The sequence below is a fragment of the Streptomyces sp. NPDC038200 genome, assembly GCF_055600785.1.
On record NZ_JBVJYH010000025.1, the window covers coordinates 61,479 to 82,541 of the forward strand.

Here is a 21,063-nt window from a genome sequence, read left to right on the forward strand (position 1 = left end):
GCGCAACGGCCGAGGCGTAAGCAGCGTCGTCGATGATGACTCCTGTCGATGCTCCGGGTGGCGGCTCCGTTGACCCGGTGTTCGGCGAGATGCTAGACACCAGTAAGCACCGCATGCAATGGCCGTTGCATATAGCGCAACGCCCGAGAGAGGGGCCCCATGAGCACCGAAGCGCTCGCCCGCCTGGCCGCGGAACGCCTGGCCCGCCTGGCCGAGGAACGCGTCGACCACCGCTTCAAGGGCCTCCCGCCGGACGCCGACGGGCTCACCGTCGGGGAGCTGGCCGCCCAGCGCCGCAACCTCTTCCGGGACGGCGACGGCTTCACCACCCCCGTCCTCGCCCTGTCCGCCGAGCGCCTGGAGCACAACCTCGCGCTGATGGAGACGTACGCCTCCCGGCACGGCCTGGCCTTCGCCCCGCACGGCAAGACCTCCATGGCCCCGCAGCTCTTCCGGCGCCAGATCGAGCACGGCGCCTGGGGGATCACTCTGGCGGTGCCCCACCAGGTGCGGGTGGCGCGGGCGTTCGGCGTCCAGCGGGTCTTCCTCGCCAACGAGCTGGTGGAGGCCCCCGCCCTGCGCTGGATCGCCGGCGAGCTGGAGACCGACCCGGAGTTCCGTTTCCTCTGCTACGTCGACTCCGTGCGCGGGGTGGAGCTGATGGACGCGGCGCTGCGGGGTGCCGCCCGGCCGGTGGACGTGGTCGTGGAGCTGGGCGCGGGCGACGGGGCGCGGACCGGCGTGCGGACGGCGGAGGAGGGCGCGGCCGTCGCGGCGGCCGTGGCCGCCGTGCCGACCCTGCGCCTGGTCGGGGTGGCGGGCTACGAGGGCGAGGTGCCGCGGGCCGACCCGGAGCGGGTGCGGTCGTATCTGCGGCGGCTGGTGGCGCTCGCCGCCGAACTGGACCGCGGCGGACGGTTCGACGCGGCCGAGGAGATCGTGGTGAGCGCGGGCGGCAGTGCCTGGTTCGACGCGGTGGCCGATGTCTTCGCCCGGATCCCCGGACTCTCCCGGCCGGTGCTGAAGCTGCTGCGCTCGGGGGCGTACGTCTCGCACGACGACGGCCACTACCGCAGGCTCACCCCGTTCGCCCGGGTCCCCGAGGAGGGTGCCCTGGAGCCCGCGTTCCGGCTGTGGGCGCAGGTCGTCTCCCGCCCCACCCCCGAGCAGGCCTTCGCCAACGCGGGCAAGCGTGACGCGGCGTACGATCTCGACCTGCCCGCCGCCCAGGTGGTTCGCCGCGACGGCGAGGAGCGGGCCGCCACCGGTGTCACGGTGACCGGCCTGTCCGACCAGCACACCTGGCTGCGCACCGAGCCGGGCGCCGACCTGGAGGTCGGCGACTGGATCGGGTTCGGCCTGTCCCATCCGTGCACGTCCTTCGACAAGTGGCAGCTGATCCCGGTGGCCGAGGCGGACGGCACGGTCGTCGCGTACATCCGCACGTTCTTCTAGGAGGCCCGCGTGGAGGACCTGGTCATCCGGGACGTCGACGTCGTCGACGGCAGCGGGGCGGACTCCTACCGCGCCGACGTCGTGATCGACGGCGGCCGGATCGTCTCGATCGTCAAGGAGGCCGCCGCGGCGGGCTGCCAACGGCCGCGTGCCGTGCGCGAGCTGGACGCGGAGGGCCTGGTCCTCTCCCCCGGCTTCATCGACATGCACGCCCACTCCGACCTGGCCCTGCTGCGCGACCCCGAGCACAGCGCGAAGGCCGCGCAGGGGGTCACGCTGGAGGTCCTCGGGCAGGACGGGCTGTCGTACGCCCCGGTGGACGACCGCACGCTGGCGGAGGTGCGGCAGGCCATCACCGGGTGGAACGGGTACGGCGAGGACGTCGACTTCGACTGGCGGTCGGTCGGCGAGTACCTCGACCGCCTGGACCGGGGCATCGCCGTGAACGCGGCCTACCTGATCCCGCAGGGCACGGTCCGGGCCCTCGTCGTCGGCTGGGAGGACCGCGAGGCGACGCCCCGGGAGCTGGAGCGGATGCGGCAGCTGGTCGCGGAGGGGCTGGAGCAGGGCGCGGTGGGGCTGTCCTCGGGACTCACCTACACCCCGGGCATGTACGCGAAGGACGCCGAACTGACCGAGCTGTGCCGGGTGGTGGCCGCGTACGGCGGCTACTACTGCCCGCACCACCGCTCCTACGGCGCCGGCGCCCTCGCGGCCTACGCCGAGATGGTGGCGCTGACCCGGGACGCGGGCTGCCCGCTGCACCTGGCGCACGCGACGATGAACTTCGGCGTGAACAAGGGCCGGGCGCCGGAGCTGCTCGCACTGCTCGACGAGGCTCTGGACGCGGGCGCGGACATCACGCTGGACACCTATCCCTACACCCCCGGCTGCACGACCCTCGCCGCGCTGCTGCCGAGCTGGGCGAGCGAGGGCGGCCCGGAGGAGGTGCTGGCCCGGCTCACCGACCCGGCGACGGCCGAGCGCATCCGGCACGACCTGGAGGTGACCGGCTCGGACGGCTGTCACGGGGTGCCGGTGGAGTGGGAGACGATCGAGGTCTCCGGGGTGACCGATCCGGCCCTGGCCGGCTTCGTGGGCGCCACCGTGCGCGAGTCGGCGCGGCTGCGCGGCGAGGACCCGTGGGCCACGGCGCACCGCCTGCTGGTGGCGGACCGGCTCGGCACCACGATCCTCCAGCACGTCGGCCACGAGGAGAACGTCCGCGCGATCATGCGGCACCGCGCCCACACCGGCGGCTCCGACGGCATCCTGCGGGGCAGCAAGCCGCACCCGCGCGCGTACGGCACCTTCCCGCGCTATCTCGGCCACTACGTGCGGGAGTTGGGTGTGCTGACGCTGGAGGAGTGCGTCGCCCACCTCACCTCCCGGCCCGCGGCGCGGCTGCGGCTGCCGGACCGCGGGCTGGTGCGTGAGGGGTACCGGGCCGACCTGGTCCTGTTCGACCCGCGGACGGTCGCGCCCGGCGCCACCTTCGCCGAGCCGCGGACGCCGCCGACCGGGATCCCGTACGTGCTGGTCGACGGCCGGTTCGTCATCGAGGACGGCGGGCGGACGGACGTGCTGGCGGGGCGGGCGGTCCGGCGCACCCCGGTGTGACCGCCCGCCGCCGGTTACGGCTGGGGCGGGCGTACCCCGGTGCGACCGCCCGCCGCCGCCGGTTACGGCTTGGGCAGGGTGCAGCCGGCCGCGCTCAGGTTGAGCTTGTTGCCGGTGGTGAAGCAGGCCGGGATGTTGTAGATCTCCTGGGCGTAGTTGATGCCCTGGCGGACGGTGACGTTGCCGCTCGCGTCGACCTCGCACGGGTTGTTCACCGTGCACCGCTCGCCGTCCTCGTTGCCGGTGTTGTTGACGGCGACGACCTTGCCGGTGGCGGTGTCGATGACCGGGGAGCCGGAGGTGCCGCCGATGGTGTTGCAGGCGGAGGTGTAGCGGACCGAGTCCTTGAAGGTCCAGTCGCCTTCCTTCAGGCGGTACACGAAGCCGTCGACGTTGCAGCTGTAGATGCGCTTCCAGTAGCCGGAGACCACCTTGATGGCGGTGCCGGCGACGGGGTGCGTGTCCTGCACGGTGAGCGGGCTGATGCCGTAGGAGTTCTTGATCGCCGCGTAGGTGGTGGTGGTGCGGTAGATCGTGACGTCCGTGTCCGTCATGGTCGAGTAGACGACCTGGTTGGCGCGGAGGGTGGCGATCTTGGTGCCGGCGGAGTTCAGCAGGCCGAAGGTGCGGCTGGAGGACTGGCCGGTGATGACCTCGCCGGCGTCCGGCATGCCGGTCTCCAGGCAGTGGCCGTTGGTCAGGACCAGGGCCGGGTCGGTGTCGGCGGAGTTGGGGAAGCGGATCACGGAGCCGGAGCAGTTGCTGAGCGAGACGGTGCCGGCGAAGTCGACGGTCGCCTTGACCGCGTGCGGGGCGGCGTCCTTGACGGCCGTGTGCGGGGCGGCGATCGCCGGTGTCGCGCCCAGCCCGGCTATCGCCAGGGAGGACAGCGCGGCAAGGAGAGGCTTGTTCATGTGGGGGTCCCCTCTTACGACTTGGGCGACCGGAGATCTTCCGGCCGCCCTTGCTTTGTCATGCGCATTCTCAATGCACGGAGGGGGTGTGAACAAGGAGCCGGGTCAGGTCATAGGGGTTTCCCTGTACTTCCGGCAGCCGTCGGCAGGACGGGTTTCAACGGCGTCCGGGCTTGGTGACGACGGCACCGAACAGCGCGAACCCCTTGACGACGACCCGCGGCACGCCCGGCCGGGCCACCTCGCGGGCGCCACGCCTGCCGACCACTCCGAACAGCCCGAAGCCCCTGACCTCGACGTCGATGTCGTCCGGTACGACGATCCCCGTGCCGCCCCACAGGGCGACGGCCCGGATCACCGTCTCCCGCGCGGCGAACCGGGCCTCGGTGAGGTCGAGCCGCCCGCCGCCCCACATCGACCAGGCGGTGAACTTCGCCGGCACGATCCACCGGCCGGCCCGCCGGAACCCGCCGAACAGGCCCAGCGCGAACCGGGACGTGGGCGCCCGGTCCACCACCAGCCGGTCCCGGGGGCCGGGTTCGGGGAGCCCGCGCACGGCCACCGCCAGTTCGCCCAGCGTGCGCGCCTGGTACACCCCGGTGAGACGCCCGTCCAGCTCGCCCAGCTCCAGGCGCCCGTCGGCCACCGCCGCGCGCACCCGCTCGGCCGCCCCGTCGCGGTCCTCGTCGGAGGCGAGCAGGTCAGGAGCGGCGGAGACGGCGAGGGTCATCTGCCGCAACTCGGCTTCCTTCGCGGGCTGTTCGGTCATGTACGCAACTTTCCCACGCCCGCCGCGGCGGGAGCAGGGGTCCGGCCCGGCGTGTCCGGCCGGCCGCCGCCGCGGCCGGTCCGCTCGGCGGCCGGAACGCGTCGGGCTTCGGCGAGCGGACCGCGTGCGGACTTCGGCGCGCGGAACGCGCGCCCGGCCGGTCAGTGGTGGGGGCCGCCGCCGCGCCCCCGCCCCCGGCCGCCGGGGAAGCCGGAAGCGGTGGTCGTGGGGCTCGCCGTCGGGGCCGCGGAGGTCGGGGCGGCGGACACCGTGGCGGACGAGGCGGAGGGCGTGCCGGCCGGCTGTTCGCCCGGGCCGCTCGGCGCCCCGGCCCGGGAGGCGGACGCGGGCGCGGACGCCGGTGCGGACGAGCGGGGCGGTGGGGTGGCGGTGGGTGCGGCGGCGGCCGACGAAGCGGCCGGGGACGAGGAGTGCGTGTCCGCGCGAGGGCTCGGCGTGGCACCGCGGTCCGCGATCCGTCCGCCCTTCACGGCGTCGGGCGCGTCCGTGGAGGAGCCGGAGCCCAGCACGCCGACGAGCACCGCCACGGTGCCGGCCGCGCCCAGTGCCCCGGCGGCGACCACGGCCCGGCGGACACCGCTGCGCCGCCCGGCGGACCGCCGCCCGGCCCGCCGCCGCTCCGCCCGCCCCTCCCCCGTCCGGCCCGGCCCACCCGCCCCACCGGGCTCACCCGGCCCGGACGGCTCGCCCGACTCGGCCGGGCCCGCCGGCCCCGCCGGCCCGGACGGCTCACCCGGCCCGGCGAGCGCGGGCAGCTCGCGGGTCTCGTCGTAGGTGTTCTGCCAGCCGTGCGCGGCGGCCGGGTCGGCGTACTCGTCGTACGCGGGGGCCGGAGCCGACTGCGGGTGGTACACGTTCGGCCGGATCTCGGGCGCGCCGCCCGGTCCGTACGCGCCGTACGCCTCCGCCTCGTGCTCCCATTCCGTGGACATGCCAGCGGATTCTAGGGAGGCAAGTGAGCCCTGAGACAGTCGACGGCGATATCCGGGCAAATCTTCGGTGTCTCACGTGGCGGAAAACACGACCCATGAGGCATAACCGGGCCGTAAGCTCGCGGGCATGCAGGTGATCCAGTCGACCAAGCTCGCCAACGTCTGTTACGAGATCCGCGGCCCGGTTCTCGAAGAGGCCATGCGGCTGGAGGCGGCAGGCCACCGCATCCTCAAGCTCAACACCGGCAACCCGGCCGCCTTCGGCTTCGACTGCCCCCCGGAGATCCTGGAGGACATCCTCCGCAACGTCTCCACCGCGCACGGCTACGGCGACGCCAAGGGCCTGCTCGCCGCCCGCCGCGCGGTCGTGATGCACAACCAGACCCTCGGCATCGAGACGGACGTCGAGCACGTCTTCATCGGCAACGGCGTCTCCGAGCTGATCGTGATGGCGATGCAGGGCCTGCTGGACGACGGCGACGAGGTGCTCGTACCGGCGCCGGACTACCCGCTGTGGACGGCGGCCGTCTCCCTCTCCGGCGGTACGGCGGTGCACTACCGCTGCGACGAGCAGTCCGACTGGATGCCCGACCTCGCCGACATAGAGCGCAAGGTGACCGACCGCACCAAGGCGATCGTCGTCATCAACCCGAACAACCCCACGGGCGCGGTCTACGACGAGGCGATGCTCAGGGGGCTGACCGACATCGCCCGCCGGCACAACCTGCTGGTCTGCTCCGACGAGATCTACGACAAGATCCTCTACGACGGCGCCACGCACACCCCCACCGCCAAGATCGCCCCCGATCTGCTCACCCTCACCTTCAACGGCATGTCGAAGGCGTACCGGGTGGCCGGCTACCGCGTCGGCTGGATGTCGATCTCCGGCCCCCGCGCGCACGCCGCCTCCTACATCGAGGGCCTGACGATCCTGGCGAACATGCGGCTGTGCGCCAACATGCCGGGACAGCACGGGGTGGTCGCCGCGCTCAGCGGCCGCCAGACGATCAACGACCTGGTGCTGCCGGGCGGGCGACTGAAGGAGCAGCTGGACACCGCGTACGAGCTGCTGACCCAGATCCCGGGCGTGAGCTGCGTACGGCCGAAGGGCGCGCTGTACCTCTTCCCGCGGCTCGACCCTCAGGTCTTCAAGATCAAGGACGACCGGCAGATGGTCCTGGACCTGCTGCGCCAGGAGAAGATCATGGTCGTCCAGGGCACGGGCTTCAACTGGCCCGAACCGGACCACTTCCGGGTGGTGACCCTGCCGACCGCCGGGGACCTCCGGGACGCGGTGACGAGGATCGGCACCTTCCTGGACGGGTACAGCCAGCCGTAGTCGACGGACCTCATTCCGTGACCCGACTCAACTTTAGACGAAATCTAAGCTAGGATGGCTTCCTGTCAGAGCACAGGAGGCCATCCACCATGTACGAACCGATCCGCGCCAAGTCGGTCCACAGCACGATGGCCGACACCGCCTCGGACTTCCCGCACCGCTCGCGCGAGGAGGAGCTGGACATCCAGCTCGCCGGGCATCTCGCCGCACTGCTCGCCGTCACCGACGAGCTGCGCGCCCTGACCCCGTCCGCGGACCTGGACACGGCCGCGGAGCGCCTGGCCGGCGAGGTGAGCCGGCTCCGGGGCGGACGGGCGCCGCTGCGCGCGGCGCCGGACGCGACCGGTGACCGCGCCGCCCTGCACCGGCGCGCGCACGCCCTCGCCGGGCGCGCGCTCGTGGTCGCCGCCTCACGCGCCGACACCTCGGCGGCGATCCTCGCCGCGGAACGCATGGACGCCCACACCGCCGCGCTGGCCGGCTCGCCGGAACTCAGCGCGGCCCGCTGACCCCCGCGGGGGTCCCTCGATCGGCCCCGGTCCGCGTGCACCCGCAGCGACGCGCGGACCGGGCGCCACACACCACGCGACCGACGAAAGTCGCCCCGCTCCGCGGCGCGTTGCAGTGCCGGGGCCGGTCTGTCACCCCCCGTTCATCGGCCACCTCGGGGAATGTTGGGTTCCGGGAGCACGCTCCCCCGCGTGAGACGTATCGCTGGAATCGTCCTCGCGGTGCTGCTGATCGGTGGCGTGGTGGCCGCCGTCGTCGCGGGCCGGCAAGGAGAGGACAAGGGCACGGCAACGAAGACCGTGCGAGGTGTGATCGGATCGGAGAAGGCCGACTTCTTCGCCGATCCCGACGTGGTGAAGGCCCTGGCCGCCAAGGGCTACACCGTGAAGGTCGAGTCGTCCGGGTCCTGGGCCATGGAGGGCCTGGACCTCAAGGGGTACGACTTCGCCTTCCCCTCCAGCCAGGCGCCCGCCGACCGGCTGGCCGAGAAGTACCACGCGCGGCAGCCGCTGCCCCGGCCGTTCTACTCGCCGCTGGTCGTCGTCGCCCACCGCGGCGCGGCCGACGTGCTCGCCGCCAACGGGCTGGCGGTGCTCGACGGGAAGAACCGCGGCACGCTGAGGATGAGCGCCTACCTGGACGCCGCCCGCCACGACCGCACCTGGCAGCAGCTCAAGGGGGCCGAGGCGCACGCGGAGCTGACCGGCACGCTCTACATCGCGAGCACCGACCCGGAGACCTCCAGTTCGGGCGCCCTGTATCTGGCCGCCGCCTCCTACGTCGCGGCCGGCGGCAAGGTCGTCACCGGCGGGGCGGACCTCGACCGCACCGCGCCCGTGCTGCACCGGCTCGTCAGCGTCCAGGGCGCCCAGCAGTCCAGCACGGACGCGGTGTTCCGGGACTTCGTCAGCGGCGCCGGTAACCCGCTGGTGCTGGTGTACGAGTCACAGGTCGCCGCGCTGCTCGAACAGGAGCGCACCGTGAACGACCTGGTGGTGCTGTACCCGGACACCACGGTCAACAGCGACCACACCGTCGTACCGCTCGACGCGGCCGGCCGGACGCTCGGGGAACTGCTCGGCACCGACCCGACGCTGCGCATGCTCGCCGTGCGGCACGGGTTCCGGCCGCAGGGCGACGCCGCCGAGTTCGTGGGGCACACGTCCGGCCGCACCGCCTACCTCAACCAGAAGCTGACCGGCGTCCGGCAGGCGCCCGTGCCCACCTCCGCGGTGCTGCACGAGATGGCCCGCCGGGCGCGCGGATGACACGGGGGACACACCGCATGACCGACAGCGACTTCCTGCTCACCCCGCCCGACCCGGTGCCGCCCGTCCCGAAGGACAAGGCCGGCGGGCTGGTGCCCGTCGAGGACGCGGTGCGCATCGACACGGCCCGCAAGGCCGCCGCCTTCGTCGAGCAGCTCGCCTCGCTCGACGCCCGCTCGCCCGAGTTCGCCGGCAAGGTCGGCGAGATCACCGCGCTCGGGGCGGGGGAGATGCGCACCGCCGCCGCGCAGTCCAACCGCATGCTGGAGCGCGCCGTGCGCAGCCTGCCCGACCAGGGCGGGGACGCCCAGGCCAAGGTCGCCGGTTCGCTGGTGGAGCTGCGCCGGGTGGTGGAGGACCTCGATCCCCGCGACCTGTCCGCGCACACGGGCCGCAGGTTCCTCTCCCGGCTGCCCGGCGGCAACAAGTTGCGCGACCACCTCGCCCGGTACGCCTCCGCGCAGGGCAACCTGAACAAGATCGTGGGCGCGCTGCGCGGCGGTCAGGACGAACTGCGCCGGGACAACGCCGCGTTGCAGACCGAGCGGGTGCGACTGTGGGAGACCATGGGCAAGCTCCAGGAGTACGTCGTCCTCACGCAGGCCCTGGACACCGCGGTGGAGGAGCACATCGCCGGGATCGGCGACGCGCAGGAGGCCGACGCGCTGCGCGCCGACGTCCTCTTCCCGGTCCGGCAGAAGCACCAGGACCTGCTCACCCAGCTCGCGGTGTGCGCCCAGGGCTACCTCGCCATGGACGTCGTACGCCGTACCAACGACGAGCTGGTCAAGGGCGTCGACCGGGCCGCCACGACCACCGTCTCGGCGCTGCGCATCTCCGTGATGCTGGCCTCCGCCCTGAACAGCCAGAAGAAGGTCGTCGAGCAGGTCGACGCGTTGCGCGGGACCACCGAGGACCTCGTCCGGGGCAACGCCGACATGCTCGCCACGCAGAGCGGGGAGATCCAGCGGATCGCCGCCGACCCGGCCGTCGGCGTGGAGACCCTGCGCACCGCGTTCCAGCAGATCTACCGCACCCTCGACGCCATCGACAGCTACCGGGTCCAGGCGACCGAGGTGATGGCCGGCACGGTCCGGTCGCTCACGGACGAACTGCACAGCGCCGCCGCCCACCTGGAGCGCAGCCGCTCCCAGGGCGTACGGGAGGGCGGCCCCGCATGAGACGTCGCGTACTGGCCCTGCTCGCCGCCACGGCCGCCCTGCTGACCGCCTGCACGGCGGAGAAGCAGCACGAGGACGACCCGGCCGCCCCGAGGCCGGGCACCCTCCGGGTCCTCGCCTCCAGCGAACTCAGCGACATGACCGCCGTCTTCGACCGCGTGCGCGAGGACACCGGCATCACCGTCCGGCCCACCTACCTGGGCACCCTGGACGCCGTGGACCTGCTGGCCAGGGGTGGGGCGGACGGGAGGTACGACGCGCTGTGGCTGTCCTCGGACGACTATCTGCGGCTGCGGCCCGACGCCGCGAGGAAGGTCGTGTCCGAGACGCCGGTCATGTCCAGCCCGGTCGCCGTCGGAGTCCGGCCGGCCACCGTGCGGGCCCTCGGCTGGCGGCCGGAGGACGTCACCTGGTCCCAGGTCGAACAGGCCGTACGGGACGGCAGGCTGACCTACGGCATGACCGACCCGGCCCGCTCCAACTCCGGCTTCGCCACCCTGATGTCGGTCGCGTCCGCGCTCTCCGGCGCCCAGTCCGCGCTCACCGACGCCGACGTGGCCGAGGCGACGCCCCGGCTGAAGGAGTTCTTCCAGGGGCAGAAGCTGACCTCGGGTTCGTCGGGCTGGCTGGCCACCGCCTACCGGCGGCGCGGCACCGTCGACGCCCTGCTCAACTACGAGTCCGTCCTCCAGGGCATCCGGGGTCTCACCGTGATCCGTCCCCGCGACGGCGTCGTCACCGCCGACTACCCGCTGTCCTCGCTCGCCGCCACCGACGCCCGTACCCGCGAGGACGTCCGCAAGGTGACCGCGGACCTGCGCACCGGCGCCGTGCAGGAGCTGATCACCCGCACCACCCACCGCCGCCCGGTCGTCGCCTCGGTACGGCCCGCCGCCGGTCTCGACCCGAGCCGGCGCCGTGAACTGCCCTTCCCCGGCAGCCGCTCGGTCGCCGACGGCCTGCTGGAGGCGTACGAGAACGAGCTGCGCCGCCCCTCCCGCACGGTGTACGTCCTGGACACCTCCGGCTCCATGAAGGGCGACCGGCTCAAGGCGCTGAAGAAGGCGCTGAGAGGTCTCACCGGCGACTTCCGCGAACGGGAGGAGGTGACGCTGATGCCGTTCGGCTCGGCCGTGAAGAGCGTGCGCACCCATGTCGTCGAGCCCGGGGACCCGAAGGCCGCTCTGGCCGCCGTCCGCCGCGACACCGATGCCCTGTCGGCCGACGGCGGCACCGCGATCTACACCTCGCTGGAGCAGGCGTACGACCACCTGGGCACCGGCAAGGACACCTTCACGTCGATCGTGCTGATGACCGACGGCGAGAACACCGCCGGCGTGGAGGCCGGCGACTTCGACGGCTTCTACCGGGGCCTCGGCGGTGCCCGGCGGGACATCCCCGTCTTCCCGATCCTCTTCGGCGACTCCTCGCGCTCCGAGCTCCAGCACATCGCCGACCTGACCGGCGGCCGGCTCTTCGACGCCCGGCAGGGCTCGCTGGACGGCGCCTTCGAGGAGATCCGTGGCTACCAGTAAGGTCCTGGGCTTCCTGGAATCCCGCAAGAACCTCACCGGCGGCGCCTGCGGGGTGGCCGGCCTGGTCCTGACCTTCACCGGGGTCGCCGGACCGTACTGGCCGGTCGTGGTCGCCGGGCTGTACGGCGCGGGCGCGCTGGCCGCACCGCCCGAGCGGCCCGCCCCGCCGGACTTCCCCGGCCCGTCGGAGCAGTTGGAGGAGATCCGCGCCGACCTCGGCAGGCTCGGCGGCTATCTCGCGGACCTCGACCTGCCGCCCGGGGCCGCCGACCGGCTCACCGCACTGACGGAGCTGCTGACCGCGCTGCTGGAACCGGGCTGGGTCGCCGAGGCGCTCGCCCGGGACCCGGAAGGCGTGCACACGGTCTCCCGGGCGGTACGGCAGGACATCCCCGAGGCCGTGGACGCCTTCGTCCGCACCCGCTGGTGGACCCGTCTCACCCCCGGCGCCGAGCCTCCCGAGCGGCATCTGGAGCGCCAGCTCGGCCTGCTCCAGGAGGAGGCCGGACAGCTGGCCTCGGTGCTGCGGGACGCCGAGCAGCGCAGGCAGGAGTCGCACACCCGGTATCTGGAGGACCGCTCACGGTGAAGGCGAGGGCCCCGCACGCCGTTGTGCGGGGCCCTCGGGGTATGTCCACGGCCGGTCGTGACGATCGCTGGTCAGGGCACATCCTGGCCGGCCGTGGAGTCTTCGGCGGGCCTCAGCCCAGGCGCTCCACCAGGGCCCGGTACTGGTCCCACAGCTCCTTCGGGGTGTGGTCACCGAAGGTGTCGAGGTGCTCGGGGACCAGGGCGGCCTCCTCGCGCCACACGTCCTTGTCGACGGAGAGCAGGAAGTCCAGGTCGGACTCGGACAGCTCCAGGCCGTCGGTGTCCAGCGCGCCCTTCGCCGGCAGGATGCCGATCGGGGTCTCCACGCCCTCGGCCTTGCCCTCCAGCCGCTCCACGATCCACTTCAGGACACGGGAGTTCTCACCGAAGCCGGGCCAGACGAACGTGCCCTCGTCGTTCTTCCGGAACCAGTTGACGTAGTAGATCTTCGGCAGCAGGGACTGGTCCTTGTCCTTGGCCACGTCGACCCAGTGGGCCATGTAGTCGCCCATGTTGTAGCCGCAGAACGGCAGCATCGCGAACGGGTCGCGGCGCAGCTCGCCGACCTTGCCCTCGGCGGCGGCGGTCTTCTCGGAGGCGACGTTGGCGCCGAGGAAGACGCCGTGGTTCCAGTCGAAGGACTCCGTCACCAGCGGGACGGCCGTGGCGCGGCGACCGCCGAACAGGATGGCCGAGATCGGCACGCCCTTGGGGTCCTCCCACTCGGGCGCGATGATGGGGCACTGCGAGGCGGGCACGGTGAAGCGGGCGTTGGGGTGGGCGGCCGGGACCCCGGAGGACGGGGTCCAGTCGTTGCCCTTCCAGTCGGTCAGGTGGGCCGGGGACTCCTCGGTCATGCCCTCCCACCACACGTCGCCGTCGTCGGTGAGGGCGACGTTGGTGAAGACCGCGTTGCCCCACAGGGTCTTCATCGCGTTGGCGTTGGTGTGTTCACCGGTGCCGGGCGCGACGCCGAAGAAGCCGGCCTCGGGGTTGATCGCGTACAGGCGGCCGTCCTCGCCGAAGCGCATCCAGGCGATGTCGTCGCCGACGGTCTCCACCGTCCAGCCGGAGATCGTGGGCTCCAGCATGGCGAGGTTGGTCTTGCCGCAGGCGCTGGGGAAGGCGGCGGCGACGTACTTCGACTCGCCCTGCGGCGGGGTGAGCTTGAGGATCAGCATGTGCTCGGCGAGCCAGCCCTCGTCACGGGCCATGACGGAGGCGATACGCAGCGCGTAGCACTTCTTGCCGAGCAGGGCGTTGCCGCCGTAGCCGGAGCCGTAGGACCAGATCTCGCGCGACTCGGGGAAGTGGGAGATGTACTTGGTCTGGTTGCAGGGCCAGGGGACGTCCTCCTGGCCGGGCTCCAGCGGGGCGCCGAGCGTGTGGACGGCCTTCACGAAGAAGCCCTCGTCGCCCAGCTCGTCCAGGACCGCCTGCCCCATGCGCGTCATCGTGCGCATGGACACGGCGACGTACGCGGAGTCGGTGATCTCCACGCCGAGCGCGGACAGCGGGGAGCCGAGCGGGCCCATGCAGAACGGGACGACGTACATCGTCCGGCCCTTCATCGAGCCGCGGAACAGGCCCTTCTCACCGGCGAAGATCTCCCGCATCTCGGCGGGGGCCTTCCAGTGGTTGGTCGGGCCGGCGTCCTCCTCCTTCTCGGAGCAGATGAAGGTCCGGTCCTCGACGCGGGCGACGTCGGTCGGATCGGAGGCGGCGTAGTAGGAGTGCGGGCGCTTGACCGGGTCGAGCTTCTTGAACGTGCCCTTCTCGACCAGTTCCTCGCACAGTCGCTCGTACTCGGCCTCGGAGCCGTCACACCAGACCACGCTGTCCGGCTGCGTCAGTTCAGCGATCTCGTTGACCCACGAGATCAGTTCCTGGTGGTTGGTGGGGACGACGGTGGGAGCCGCGATATCGCGCGCCACGATTGCTCCTAAATGAGGGATTTTTGTGTTGTTCGCCCCGTGGGGGCCGCGACCCGGATGCTTCGTAGCCGCTCATCCGGTGCCGACCGCACTCATTTGATCATCCGAGTCTAGTGCCCATCTGTCCAGAGGGCATCACAGGTGAGCAGCGTGAGGAATCCCACGATGTCCACGACTCTTTGCGTCCACCTTGACTTCGGCTGAGAGACTTTTTGCCCGGCGATTTCGACGACCCTGCGCTGATGGGCGACTTACGGCGGCGTGGGTACCATGCGGCACATGACTGCGTCCGTCCCCGACGCGCCCACGGACACGCCGGCCGCCGGCCGCGGTCCCGCCGCGCTCTCCTTGCCGCATCCACTCAAGCCCCGACTCCGCGGCTGGCTGCACCTCGGCATGTTTCCGGCCGTACTCATCGCGGGCCTCGTACTCACCGCCCTCGCCGACTCGACCAGAGGCCGCATCGCCTGCGGCGTCTACGTCCTGACGGCCTGTCTCCTCTTCGGCGTCAGCGCGCTCTACCACCGGGGCAACTGGAGCCCGCGGATGGACGGCGTACTGCGCCGCCTCGACCACGCGAACATCTTCCTGATCATCGCCGGCACCTACACCCCGCTCACCCTGCTGCTCCTGCCCGGCGGGAAGGGGCAGTGGCTGCTGTGGAGCATCTGGGCCGCCGCGGCGGCCGGCATCGTCTTCCGCGTCTTCTGGGTCGGCGCCCCGCGCTGGCTCTACACACCCTGCTACATCGCGATGGGCTGGGCCGCCGTGTTCTTCCTGCCCGACTTCCTGCGCACGGGCGGCATCGCCGTCCTGGTCCTGGTGGTCGTCGGCGGCCTGCTCTACAGCGCCGGCGGCGTGATCTACGGCATCAAGCGCCCGAACCCCTCACCGCGCTGGTTCGGCTTCCACGAGGTCTTCCACTCCCTCACGCTCGCCGCGTTCGTCGTCCACTACGTCGGCATCTCCCTGGTGGCGTACCAGCACGCCTGACCCCCCTCCCGCCCCTCCCGGCCACGACTCGTCCGAGTCGTGGCCGTTCTTCGTGCGCCCTGACTCCGGCTCGCCATTGACAGTCTCATTATTTTGAGAGTTACTTTCATTTCATGGTGACTATCACTCAGGACGGTCTCGCTCCGGACGGACAGGGAGACGGGACGCGGCGCGATCCGCGCCGCTGGTGGGCCCTCGGGGCCCTGGTCGCGAGCATGCTGGTGCTCGGTTTCGACACGACGATCCTCAACGTGGCCCTGCCGACGATGGCCGGGCAGCTGGGCGCCACCACCGGCCAGCAGCAGTGGATGGCGGACGCGTACATCGTCGTGTTCGCGGCGCTGATGCTCCCGGCGGGCCTGCTCGGCGACCGCTTCGGCCGACGGCTGATGCTGATCACCGGTCTCGGGATCTTCCTCGCGGGCTCGCTGCTGGGCGCCGTGGCCGGGGACGTGCACGCGGTCGTCGCCGCCCGTGCCGTCATGGGCGTCGGCGCGGCGCTGGTCACCCCGCTCGCCCTGTCCGTACTGCCCTCGCTGTTCGGCGCGGACGAGCGCACCAGGGCCGTCAGCATCATCTCGACCGCCTCGGCGCTCGGCCTCCCGCTCGGCCCCGTCATCGGCGGCTGGCTGCTCGACCACTTCTGGTGGGGCTCGGTCTTCCTGGTCAACGTGCCCATGGCGGCGCTCGGCATCGCGGCCTGCGTCCTCCTGCTCCCCGAGACCAGGGACCCCGCCTCCCCCCGGGTCGACATCCTCTCCACCGCCTGCACCGCGGCCGGCCTCGGCGCCCTCGTCTACGCGATCATCGAGGCCCCCGACCGCGGCTGGAGCGACCCGCTGGTCCTCGCCCTGCTCCTCGCGGCCACGGCCCTGATCGCCCTGCTGGTGCTGCGCGAGCGCCGGACGGCACGCCCCATGCTCGACATGACGCTGCTCGCCCACCGCGGCTTCCTGCTCAACACCGTCGCCGCGACCCTGGTGATGTTCGTCCTGTCCGGTCTGCTGTTCGTGCTCCCGCAGTACCTCCAGGCCGTGCTCGGCAGCGACGCCCTCGGCACCGGGGTCCGGCTGCTGCCGATGATCGGCGGCCTGATGGTCGCCACCCGCGGGGCACCGCTCACCGCCCAGCGCTTCGGCGCCCGCGCCACGGTCGGCGCGGGCCTGGTGGTCCTGGCGTTCGCCGCGTTCCTCGGCAGCCGCACCACGGCCGGGTCGGGCTACGGCTTCACCGCGCTGTGGCTCTCCATCGCCGGCGTCGGCTTCGGATTCGCACTGGTCCCGGCCATGTCGGGGGCGCTGGCCACCCTGCCGAGGGACCGCGCGGGAAGCGGCTCGGGACTGCTCATGACGCTGCGCCAGGTCGGCGGCGCGATCGGCATCGCCCTGCTCGGCAGCCTGCTGTCCGGCGCCTTCCGCGACCGGCTGGACGTGACCGGGCTGCCCGCGGGGCTCGCGGACACCGCCGGGGACTCCGTCGTCGCCGCGCACCTCGTGGCCCGGCGGACGGGCTCGGCCCACCTGGCGGCCTCCGCGGACAGCGCGTACGTCCACGGCATGGGCCTGGTCCTGCTGGTGTGCGGCGCGGCGGCCCTCGTCTCGGCGCTGCTGGCCGCCGCGTTCCTGCCGGGCACCGGGTCCCCCGCGCCGGCCGGGCCGGGGGACGCCCCGCAGATGGTCACGTCGGGGACCGATGCCGGACAATGACCCGCATGACGGCCGCACGTTCCCCCTACTCCCCCGCCGACCGCCCCCGACTCGGGCTGCGGGAGCGGAAGAAGATCAAGACCCGTGCGGCGATCCGTGCCGCGACCTACGCACTGGTCAGGGAGCAGGGATACGACGCCACGACGATCGAGCAGATCGCCGAGCGGGCCGAGGTGTCGCCGTCGACCGTCTTCCGGTACTTCCCGACCAAGGAGGACATCGTCCTCACGGACGAGTACGACCCCCTGATGCTGGAGGAGCTGCGCGCACGGCCCGGGGACGAGCCGTGGATCGACTCCGTCCGGCACGTGATGCGCAGGACCCTCGAACTGAGCGAGCAGGAGGATCCCGAGGTGCTCCGCCTGCGGGCGCACCTCGGGGCCCAGGTCCCCGCCATCCGCTCGCGCTACTTCGAGAGCATGACGGAGACCGGCCGCCTGCTCCGCCAGGCCCTCGCGGAGCGCACGGGCCGCGACCCGGACAGCCTGGAGGTGCGCGTCAGTGCGATGGCCCTCATCGGCGGCATGATGGAGGTCTCCATGTACTGGGCGGAGAGCGGCTTCGAGGGCGAGCTGCGGGACCTCATGGAGCAGGCCCTGGACGTCATGAAGGACGGTCTCGGCCCCGAAAACCCCTGAGGCCCCCGACGCCGTCCGTGCCATCCTGACGGGGTGAACGGACCCGAGATCCACGTCGAAGTCGCCCCCGCCCTCCATCTGTTCGTGCCGCCCGCCCGCCGCGGCGGAGCCACGGCCCTGGCCACGGACGGCGTCTCGACCCTCGGCCATGTCATCGAGTCCCTAGGGGTGCCGCTCACCGAGGTCGGCGCCCTGGTCGTGGACGGCCGCACGGTCCCGCCCTCGCACATTCCCGGGGCGGCCGAGCGGGTCGTCGTCCGCCCGGTGGAGCGCCCCCAGCGGGTGCCCGGAGCGCCGCTCCGCTTCCTCCTCGACGTCCACCTCGGCACGCTGGCCCGCCGGCTGCGGCTGCTCGGCGTGGACACGGCGTACGAGGCGACGGACATCGGCGACCCGGCGCTCGCCGCCCGCTCGGCGGCCGAGAAGCGGGTCATGCTCAGCCGCGACCGCGGCCTGCTGCGCCGCCGCGAGCTGTGGGCCGGGGCGTACGTCTACAGCACCAGCCCCGAGGACCAGCTCCAGGACGTCCTCGACCGCTTCGCCCCCGACCTGCGCCCCTGGACCCGCTGCACCGCCTGCAACGGCCTGCTGAAGGAGGCCACCAAGGAGGAGGTCGCCGACCAGCTCAAGGGCGGCACCCAGCGGTCGTACGACGTCTTCGCCCAGTGCACGGCCTGCGGCCGCGCGTACTGGAAGGGCGCCCACCACGAGCAGCTGGAGGCGGTCGTGGAGCGTGCGTTGAGCATGCGTACCCAGGAAAGCTGAGTACGGCAGCCGATCATCGGGGACCGGCTCTCGGCTTGGCTGGGGGCATGAACCCGGTACGGACGCCCGCAGACCGCTCAGCCGACCGCGCGGAGGACGACCGCCTGCTCCGCGCCTGGGCGGGGTGGGGGCTGGGACTGCTGCTGCCCACGGCCGTCTTCTGCACGCTCGTGGCCTTCTCCAGCGAGCGCGCCGCCCGGTGCGTCACCTACGGCGAGAACTGCTCCGCGACGCCCGGCTGGCTGCCGGCCGGGAGCTTCTGGGCCTCCCTGGTGGCCGGTGTGATCGCGCTGATGTGGCCCCGGGCCCGGTGGACGGTCGCCAGGCTCGGGGCCGTGGTGATCCAGTGGTGCGCCCAGCTGATGCTGGCCGCCTCGATCCTCAGCTTCGGCTGAGGTCCCCCTTCCCGCACGCGACGCCGTCCCTGTCGCGGTCCAGGTGGTGCCGGTCGCGGCCGTGCACCGTCAGACGGCCGAAGCCCTTCTCGAGGAGCCAGGCGCAGCGGTCGGCCTGCTTCATCTTCGGGAACGTCCACGGCACGCACTGGTTGATCCGGCCGTAGGCGTGGTCGCAGCCGTCGTAGCCCGCGGCCATCTTCACCCCGTGGTGCTGGTGCGCCGTGCCGTGCGCCATGCCGTCCATGCCGTCCATGCCGCTCGTGTGGTCCGTGCCGGTGTCCGTCACCTTCAGTTCGTCGGCGAAGGACTGCACCCGGGCCGCGGCGACCTGGCCCTCGGAGCCGATGCGCACCCATCTGGACACCGACGGGACGCCGTTGGCGTCGACCACCGACAGCATGTACCAGCCGGGCGGTGCCAGGTTCGGATTGCTGGTCAGGCTGAGGTCGACGGTGTTGCCGTCGACGGTCATCGGCAGGTCGACGTAGCGCTGGTTGGGGTCGGAGGAGTGGGTGACGGCGGCCGGGCGGATCAGGGAGGCCTTGACCACCGGCTTGTCGACGGTGATGCGCTGCGCGGTGCCGTACGTCCAGCGGGTGCTCGCGAGCGAGGTGATCTGCGGCCGGTCGCCCTTGAACAGGTACGGCGGCTCGTAGATCGACACGCGCTGGTCGAAGGAGCCGTCACCGGGGTTGTTGCCCACGCTGAGGACGCGGCCGTCCGGCAGCAGCGTGGACGAGGAGTGATAGGTCCGCGGGACGGGGTCGGTGGCCAGGCCGGCCTGGAAGGCGTTGGTGGCCGGGTCGTACAGGGAGGCCTCGAAGACGGGGTCCTCGCGGTAGGTGTGCAGGGCCCCGCCGGTCTCCAGCACCTTGCCGTCGGGCAGGATCACCGCGGAGACGTAGACCTTGCCCTGGGCGCCGGTCTGCGGGCTGCCGTCGGCGTAGCGGCCCTGCGGGAGGTCGGGGCCGGCGACGTACTGCGGGGAGGCGGCCTTCATGTCGATCAGGTCGACCAGCCGGTGGGCGTCCGGCGAGACGGTGTGGTTGCCGCCGCCCATGGTGAGGACCTTCTGGTCCTGGGCGGGCGGCAGCAGCACCGACATGGACTGGTCGCGCTCGTCCTTCCTGCGCAGTCCGGGCACGTCGCTGATGGTCCCGGCGTCGTAGTCGTAGACGGAGGAGCCGGTGCCGGGCAGGCCGCCGCCGAAGACATGGCTGCCGGTGTAGAAGAGGCGGCCGTCCTGGAGCAGGATCATCGAGGGGTACAGCCCCCAGAAGGACCAGGCCTGCTTGGCCTCGCCCATCGGCAGCCACTTGTTCCGGGCGTAGGAGAAGTGCTCGTTGACGACCGTGCCGGCGGAGTCCTCGCCGAGTCCGCCGAGCGCGATGACGTCACCGTCGCCCCGCTCGGTGGCGGACGGGTACCAGTGCCCGGCCAGCATGTCGTTGACCTTGACGTACTTGTTCTGGGCCGGGTCGAAGACGTAGCTGGTCCTCAGCCCCTTGTAGCCGACGCTGCCGTCCGGGGAGGCGTAGTCCTTGTTGCCGCCGACCACCAGCACCCGGCCGTCCGGGAGCTGGACGTGCCCGGCGCAGAAGAAGTCCGCCGGCGTCGGGATGTCGGTGTAGGCGCCGGTGGCCGGGTCGAACAGGCTGGTCCTGAAGGTGCCGGCGGCGAACGCGTCCCGGTCGTTGCCCGAGCCGGCGATCAGCAGCACCTTGCCGGTGTGCAGCAGCACCGAGTGGATGGCGCGCACCGGGGCGTCGACGGACTGCACGGTCCACTTGCCCCGGCACTCCGGCCCGGTGCCGCCCGTCGTGCAGGGGTCCGGGGCGGCGGGGACGGTGGCGTCGGTCATCGCGTAGTCGTCGGTGGTGAGGGTGCCGACGCCGTAGAGGGCGCCGCCCCAGGTGACCTGGTCGGTGTGCGGCGGGATGACCGGGGTGCGCACCTCGGTGCGGGTCCAGGCGGCGGACGCGGACAGGGTCTTGAGGTCGGTCCAGTAGACCCAGCCCTGGGTGGTGTCGTGCCGGAACAGGGTGAACGCCACGTTCGGTGTCGTGGACCGGTACCAGAACGACAGGTCGTACTGGTGGCCGGGCGTGACCTGCGGGGCGCAGGAGTTCTCCAGCATCATCGTCTTGCGGTCGCCGTCGCCGCGCCGGGTCAGCTGGATGCGGACGGCGCGGCTGCCGCTGTGGGCGTCGTCGGTGACGGCGAAGGAGAAGTCGTTGTCGCCCCAGCCGGACTTCTCGAAGCACTGCGGGAACTGCGACGGCCCGTCGAGGACCTCCAGGCCGGGGTTCTTCACCAGGTTGCTCGCGGCGGTGGCGCTCTGCGCGCCGAGCGGGCCGAGGCCGAGCGCGGCGGTGAAGAACAGCAGGGCGGTGAGCAGCAGGCGGGTCCGGGTCGGCCGGGCCCTGGACGGTCTGCCCGAGCGGTGCGGCACGCGGGAGCGGCAGGGCATGACGGTGTACGGCATGGCGGGTCC

At 72.3% G+C, this 21,063-nt stretch carries 18 protein-coding genes; 13 read left to right on the top strand and 5 right to left on the bottom strand.

Going from position 1 to position 21,063, the window contains the following annotated elements; translation table 11 throughout:
• The first annotated feature begins 159 nt into the window (after positions 1–159).
• Together ACZ7KF_RS36030 and ACZ7KF_RS36035 are read left to right on the top strand one after the other, a co-directional pair.
• Positions 160–1,455 (top strand): amino acid deaminase, encoded by a 1,296-nt coding sequence (locus ACZ7KF_RS36030; protein ID WP_471084955.1) that lies wholly within the window; start codon positions 160–162, stop codon positions 1,453–1,455.
• Positions 1,456–1,464: 9 nt separating this feature from the next.
• Complete coding sequence (locus ACZ7KF_RS36035; protein ID WP_471084957.1) at positions 1,465–3,075, top strand: N-acyl-D-amino-acid deacylase family protein; 1,611 nt, start codon at positions 1,465–1,467, stop codon at positions 3,073–3,075.
• Positions 3,076–3,137: 62 nt separating this feature from the next.
• On the opposite strand, the gene ACZ7KF_RS36040 is transcribed toward ACZ7KF_RS36035, so the two are convergent.
• From ACZ7KF_RS36040 to ACZ7KF_RS36050, 3 genes are all read right to left on the bottom strand, one after another.
• Positions 3,138–3,989 (bottom strand): trypsin-like peptidase domain-containing protein, encoded by an 852-nt coding sequence (locus tag ACZ7KF_RS36040; RefSeq protein ID WP_471084960.1) that lies wholly within the window; start codon positions 3,987–3,989, stop codon positions 3,138–3,140.
• Between the two features lie 157 nt (positions 3,990–4,146).
• Positions 4,147–4,758 carry a DUF1707 SHOCT-like domain-containing protein gene (locus ACZ7KF_RS36045; protein WP_471084963.1) on the bottom strand — a complete coding sequence of 204 codons (612 nt, stop codon included), beginning with the start codon at positions 4,756–4,758 and terminating at the stop codon, positions 4,147–4,149.
• 161 nt (positions 4,759–4,919) lie between these two features.
• The gene (locus ACZ7KF_RS36050) at positions 4,920–5,711 is read right to left on the bottom strand and encodes a hypothetical protein (RefSeq protein WP_471084966.1); all 792 of its coding nucleotides are present in this window, start codon (positions 5,709–5,711) and stop codon (positions 4,920–4,922) included.
• 127 nt (positions 5,712–5,838) lie between these two features.
• Here ACZ7KF_RS36050 and ACZ7KF_RS36055 point away from each other — a divergent pair, with 127 nt between their 5' ends.
• The 6 genes from ACZ7KF_RS36055 to ACZ7KF_RS36080 all read left to right on the top strand — a co-directional run bounded on the left by ACZ7KF_RS36055 (position 5,839) and on the right by ACZ7KF_RS36080 (position 12,133).
• Positions 5,839–7,050 (top strand): pyridoxal phosphate-dependent aminotransferase, encoded by a 1,212-nt coding sequence (locus ACZ7KF_RS36055; RefSeq protein ID WP_471084968.1) that lies wholly within the window; start codon positions 5,839–5,841, stop codon positions 7,048–7,050.
• Positions 7,051–7,139: 89 nt separating this feature from the next.
• Positions 7,140–7,559, top strand: coding sequence for an SCO4983 family protein (locus ACZ7KF_RS36060; RefSeq protein ID WP_471084970.1), 420 nt, complete (start codon positions 7,140–7,142; stop codon positions 7,557–7,559).
• Positions 7,560–7,751: 192 nt separating this feature from the next.
• Positions 7,752–8,828, top strand: a complete 1,077-nt coding sequence (locus ACZ7KF_RS36065) for a substrate-binding domain-containing protein (RefSeq protein WP_471084972.1) — start codon at positions 7,752–7,754, stop codon at positions 8,826–8,828.
• A 17-nt stretch (positions 8,829–8,845) separates the two neighbouring features.
• Positions 8,846–10,009, top strand: coding sequence for a toxic anion resistance protein (locus ACZ7KF_RS36070; RefSeq protein WP_471084974.1), 1,164 nt, complete (start codon positions 8,846–8,848; stop codon positions 10,007–10,009).
• Positions 10,006–11,544, top strand: coding sequence for a vWA domain-containing protein (locus tag ACZ7KF_RS36075; protein ID WP_471084976.1), 1,539 nt, complete (start codon positions 10,006–10,008; stop codon positions 11,542–11,544). The genes ACZ7KF_RS36070 and ACZ7KF_RS36075 overlap by 4 nt, the downstream gene beginning before the upstream one ends.
• A 4-nt stretch (positions 11,545–11,548) precedes the next feature.
• Positions 11,549–12,133: a hypothetical protein gene (locus ACZ7KF_RS36080; RefSeq protein WP_471085118.1), complete on the top strand. Its 585-nt coding sequence runs from the start codon at positions 11,549–11,551 to the stop codon at positions 12,131–12,133.
• A gap of 112 nt (positions 12,134–12,245) precedes the next feature.
• Here the strand turns inward: ACZ7KF_RS36080 and ACZ7KF_RS36085 are convergent, their stop codons facing one another.
• A complete protein-coding gene (locus tag ACZ7KF_RS36085) occupies positions 12,246–14,069 on the bottom strand; it encodes a phosphoenolpyruvate carboxykinase (GTP) (protein ID WP_471084978.1) in 1,824 nt (607 codons plus the stop codon).
• A 279-nt stretch (positions 14,070–14,348) separates the two neighbouring features.
• Here ACZ7KF_RS36085 and trhA point away from each other — a divergent pair, with 279 nt between their 5' ends.
• From trhA to ACZ7KF_RS36110, 5 genes are all read left to right on the top strand, one after another.
• Positions 14,349–15,062 (top strand): PAQR family membrane homeostasis protein TrhA, encoded by a 714-nt coding sequence (gene trhA / locus ACZ7KF_RS36090; RefSeq protein WP_471084981.1) that lies wholly within the window; start codon positions 14,349–14,351, stop codon positions 15,060–15,062.
• A gap of 113 nt (positions 15,063–15,175) precedes the next feature.
• Positions 15,176–16,768, top strand: a complete 1,593-nt coding sequence (locus tag ACZ7KF_RS36095; protein WP_471084983.1) for an MFS transporter — start codon at positions 15,176–15,178, stop codon at positions 16,766–16,768.
• A gap of 5 nt (positions 16,769–16,773) precedes the next feature.
• Complete coding sequence (locus ACZ7KF_RS36100; protein WP_471084986.1) at positions 16,774–17,406, top strand: TetR/AcrR family transcriptional regulator; 633 nt, start codon at positions 16,774–16,776, stop codon at positions 17,404–17,406.
• A 33-nt stretch (positions 17,407–17,439) separates the two neighbouring features.
• On the top strand, positions 17,440–18,171 hold the full coding sequence (locus ACZ7KF_RS36105) for a Mut7-C RNAse domain-containing protein (RefSeq protein ID WP_471084989.1): 732 nt from the start codon (positions 17,440–17,442) through the stop codon (positions 18,169–18,171).
• Positions 18,172–18,218: 47 nt separating this feature from the next.
• Positions 18,219–18,566, top strand: coding sequence for a hypothetical protein (locus ACZ7KF_RS36110; protein WP_471084991.1), 348 nt, complete (start codon positions 18,219–18,221; stop codon positions 18,564–18,566).
• Here the strand turns inward: ACZ7KF_RS36110 and ACZ7KF_RS36115 are convergent.
• A complete protein-coding gene (locus tag ACZ7KF_RS36115) occupies positions 18,553–21,054 on the bottom strand; it encodes a galactose oxidase-like domain-containing protein (protein ID WP_471084994.1) in 2,502 nt (833 codons plus the stop codon). The genes ACZ7KF_RS36110 and ACZ7KF_RS36115 overlap by 14 nt on opposite strands.
• Positions 21,055–21,063: the final 9 nt, after the last annotated feature.

What these genes read in the sequence shown, in the direction of transcription:
- ACZ7KF_RS36055 (WP_471084968.1), top strand. Translation starts at nt 5,839, where the DNA reads ATGCAGGTGATCCAGTCGACCAAGCTCGCCAACGTCTGTTACGAGATC.
- ACZ7KF_RS36060 (WP_471084970.1), top strand. Translation starts at nt 7,140, where the DNA reads ATGTACGAACCGATCCGCGCCAAGTCGGTCCACAGCACGATGGCCGAC.
- ACZ7KF_RS36095 (WP_471084983.1), top strand. Translation starts at nt 15,176, where the DNA reads ATGGTGACTATCACTCAGGACGGTCTCGCTCCGGACGGACAGGGAGAC.
- ACZ7KF_RS36100 (WP_471084986.1), top strand. Translation starts at nt 16,774, where the DNA reads ATGACGGCCGCACGTTCCCCCTACTCCCCCGCCGACCGCCCCCGACTC.
- ACZ7KF_RS36070 (WP_471084974.1), top strand. Translation starts at nt 8,846, where the DNA reads ATGACCGACAGCGACTTCCTGCTCACCCCGCCCGACCCGGTGCCGCCC.
- ACZ7KF_RS36110 (WP_471084991.1), top strand. Translation starts at nt 18,219, where the DNA reads ATGAACCCGGTACGGACGCCCGCAGACCGCTCAGCCGACCGCGCGGAG.
- trhA (WP_471084981.1), top strand. Translation starts at nt 14,349, where the DNA reads ATGACTGCGTCCGTCCCCGACGCGCCCACGGACACGCCGGCCGCCGGC.
- ACZ7KF_RS36115 (WP_471084994.1), bottom strand. Translation starts at nt 21,054, where the DNA reads ATGCCGTACACCGTCATGCCCTGCCGCTCCCGCGTGCCGCACCGCTCG.
- ACZ7KF_RS36075 (WP_471084976.1), top strand. Translation starts at nt 10,006, where the DNA reads ATGAGACGTCGCGTACTGGCCCTGCTCGCCGCCACGGCCGCCCTGCTG.
- ACZ7KF_RS36040 (WP_471084960.1), bottom strand. Translation starts at nt 3,989, where the DNA reads ATGAACAAGCCTCTCCTTGCCGCGCTGTCCTCCCTGGCGATAGCCGGG.
- ACZ7KF_RS36045 (WP_471084963.1), bottom strand. Translation starts at nt 4,758, where the DNA reads ATGACCGAACAGCCCGCGAAGGAAGCCGAGTTGCGGCAGATGACCCTC.
- ACZ7KF_RS36030 (WP_471084955.1), top strand. Translation starts at nt 160, where the DNA reads ATGAGCACCGAAGCGCTCGCCCGCCTGGCCGCGGAACGCCTGGCCCGC.
- ACZ7KF_RS36050 (WP_471084966.1), bottom strand. Translation starts at nt 5,711, where the DNA reads ATGTCCACGGAATGGGAGCACGAGGCGGAGGCGTACGGCGCGTACGGA.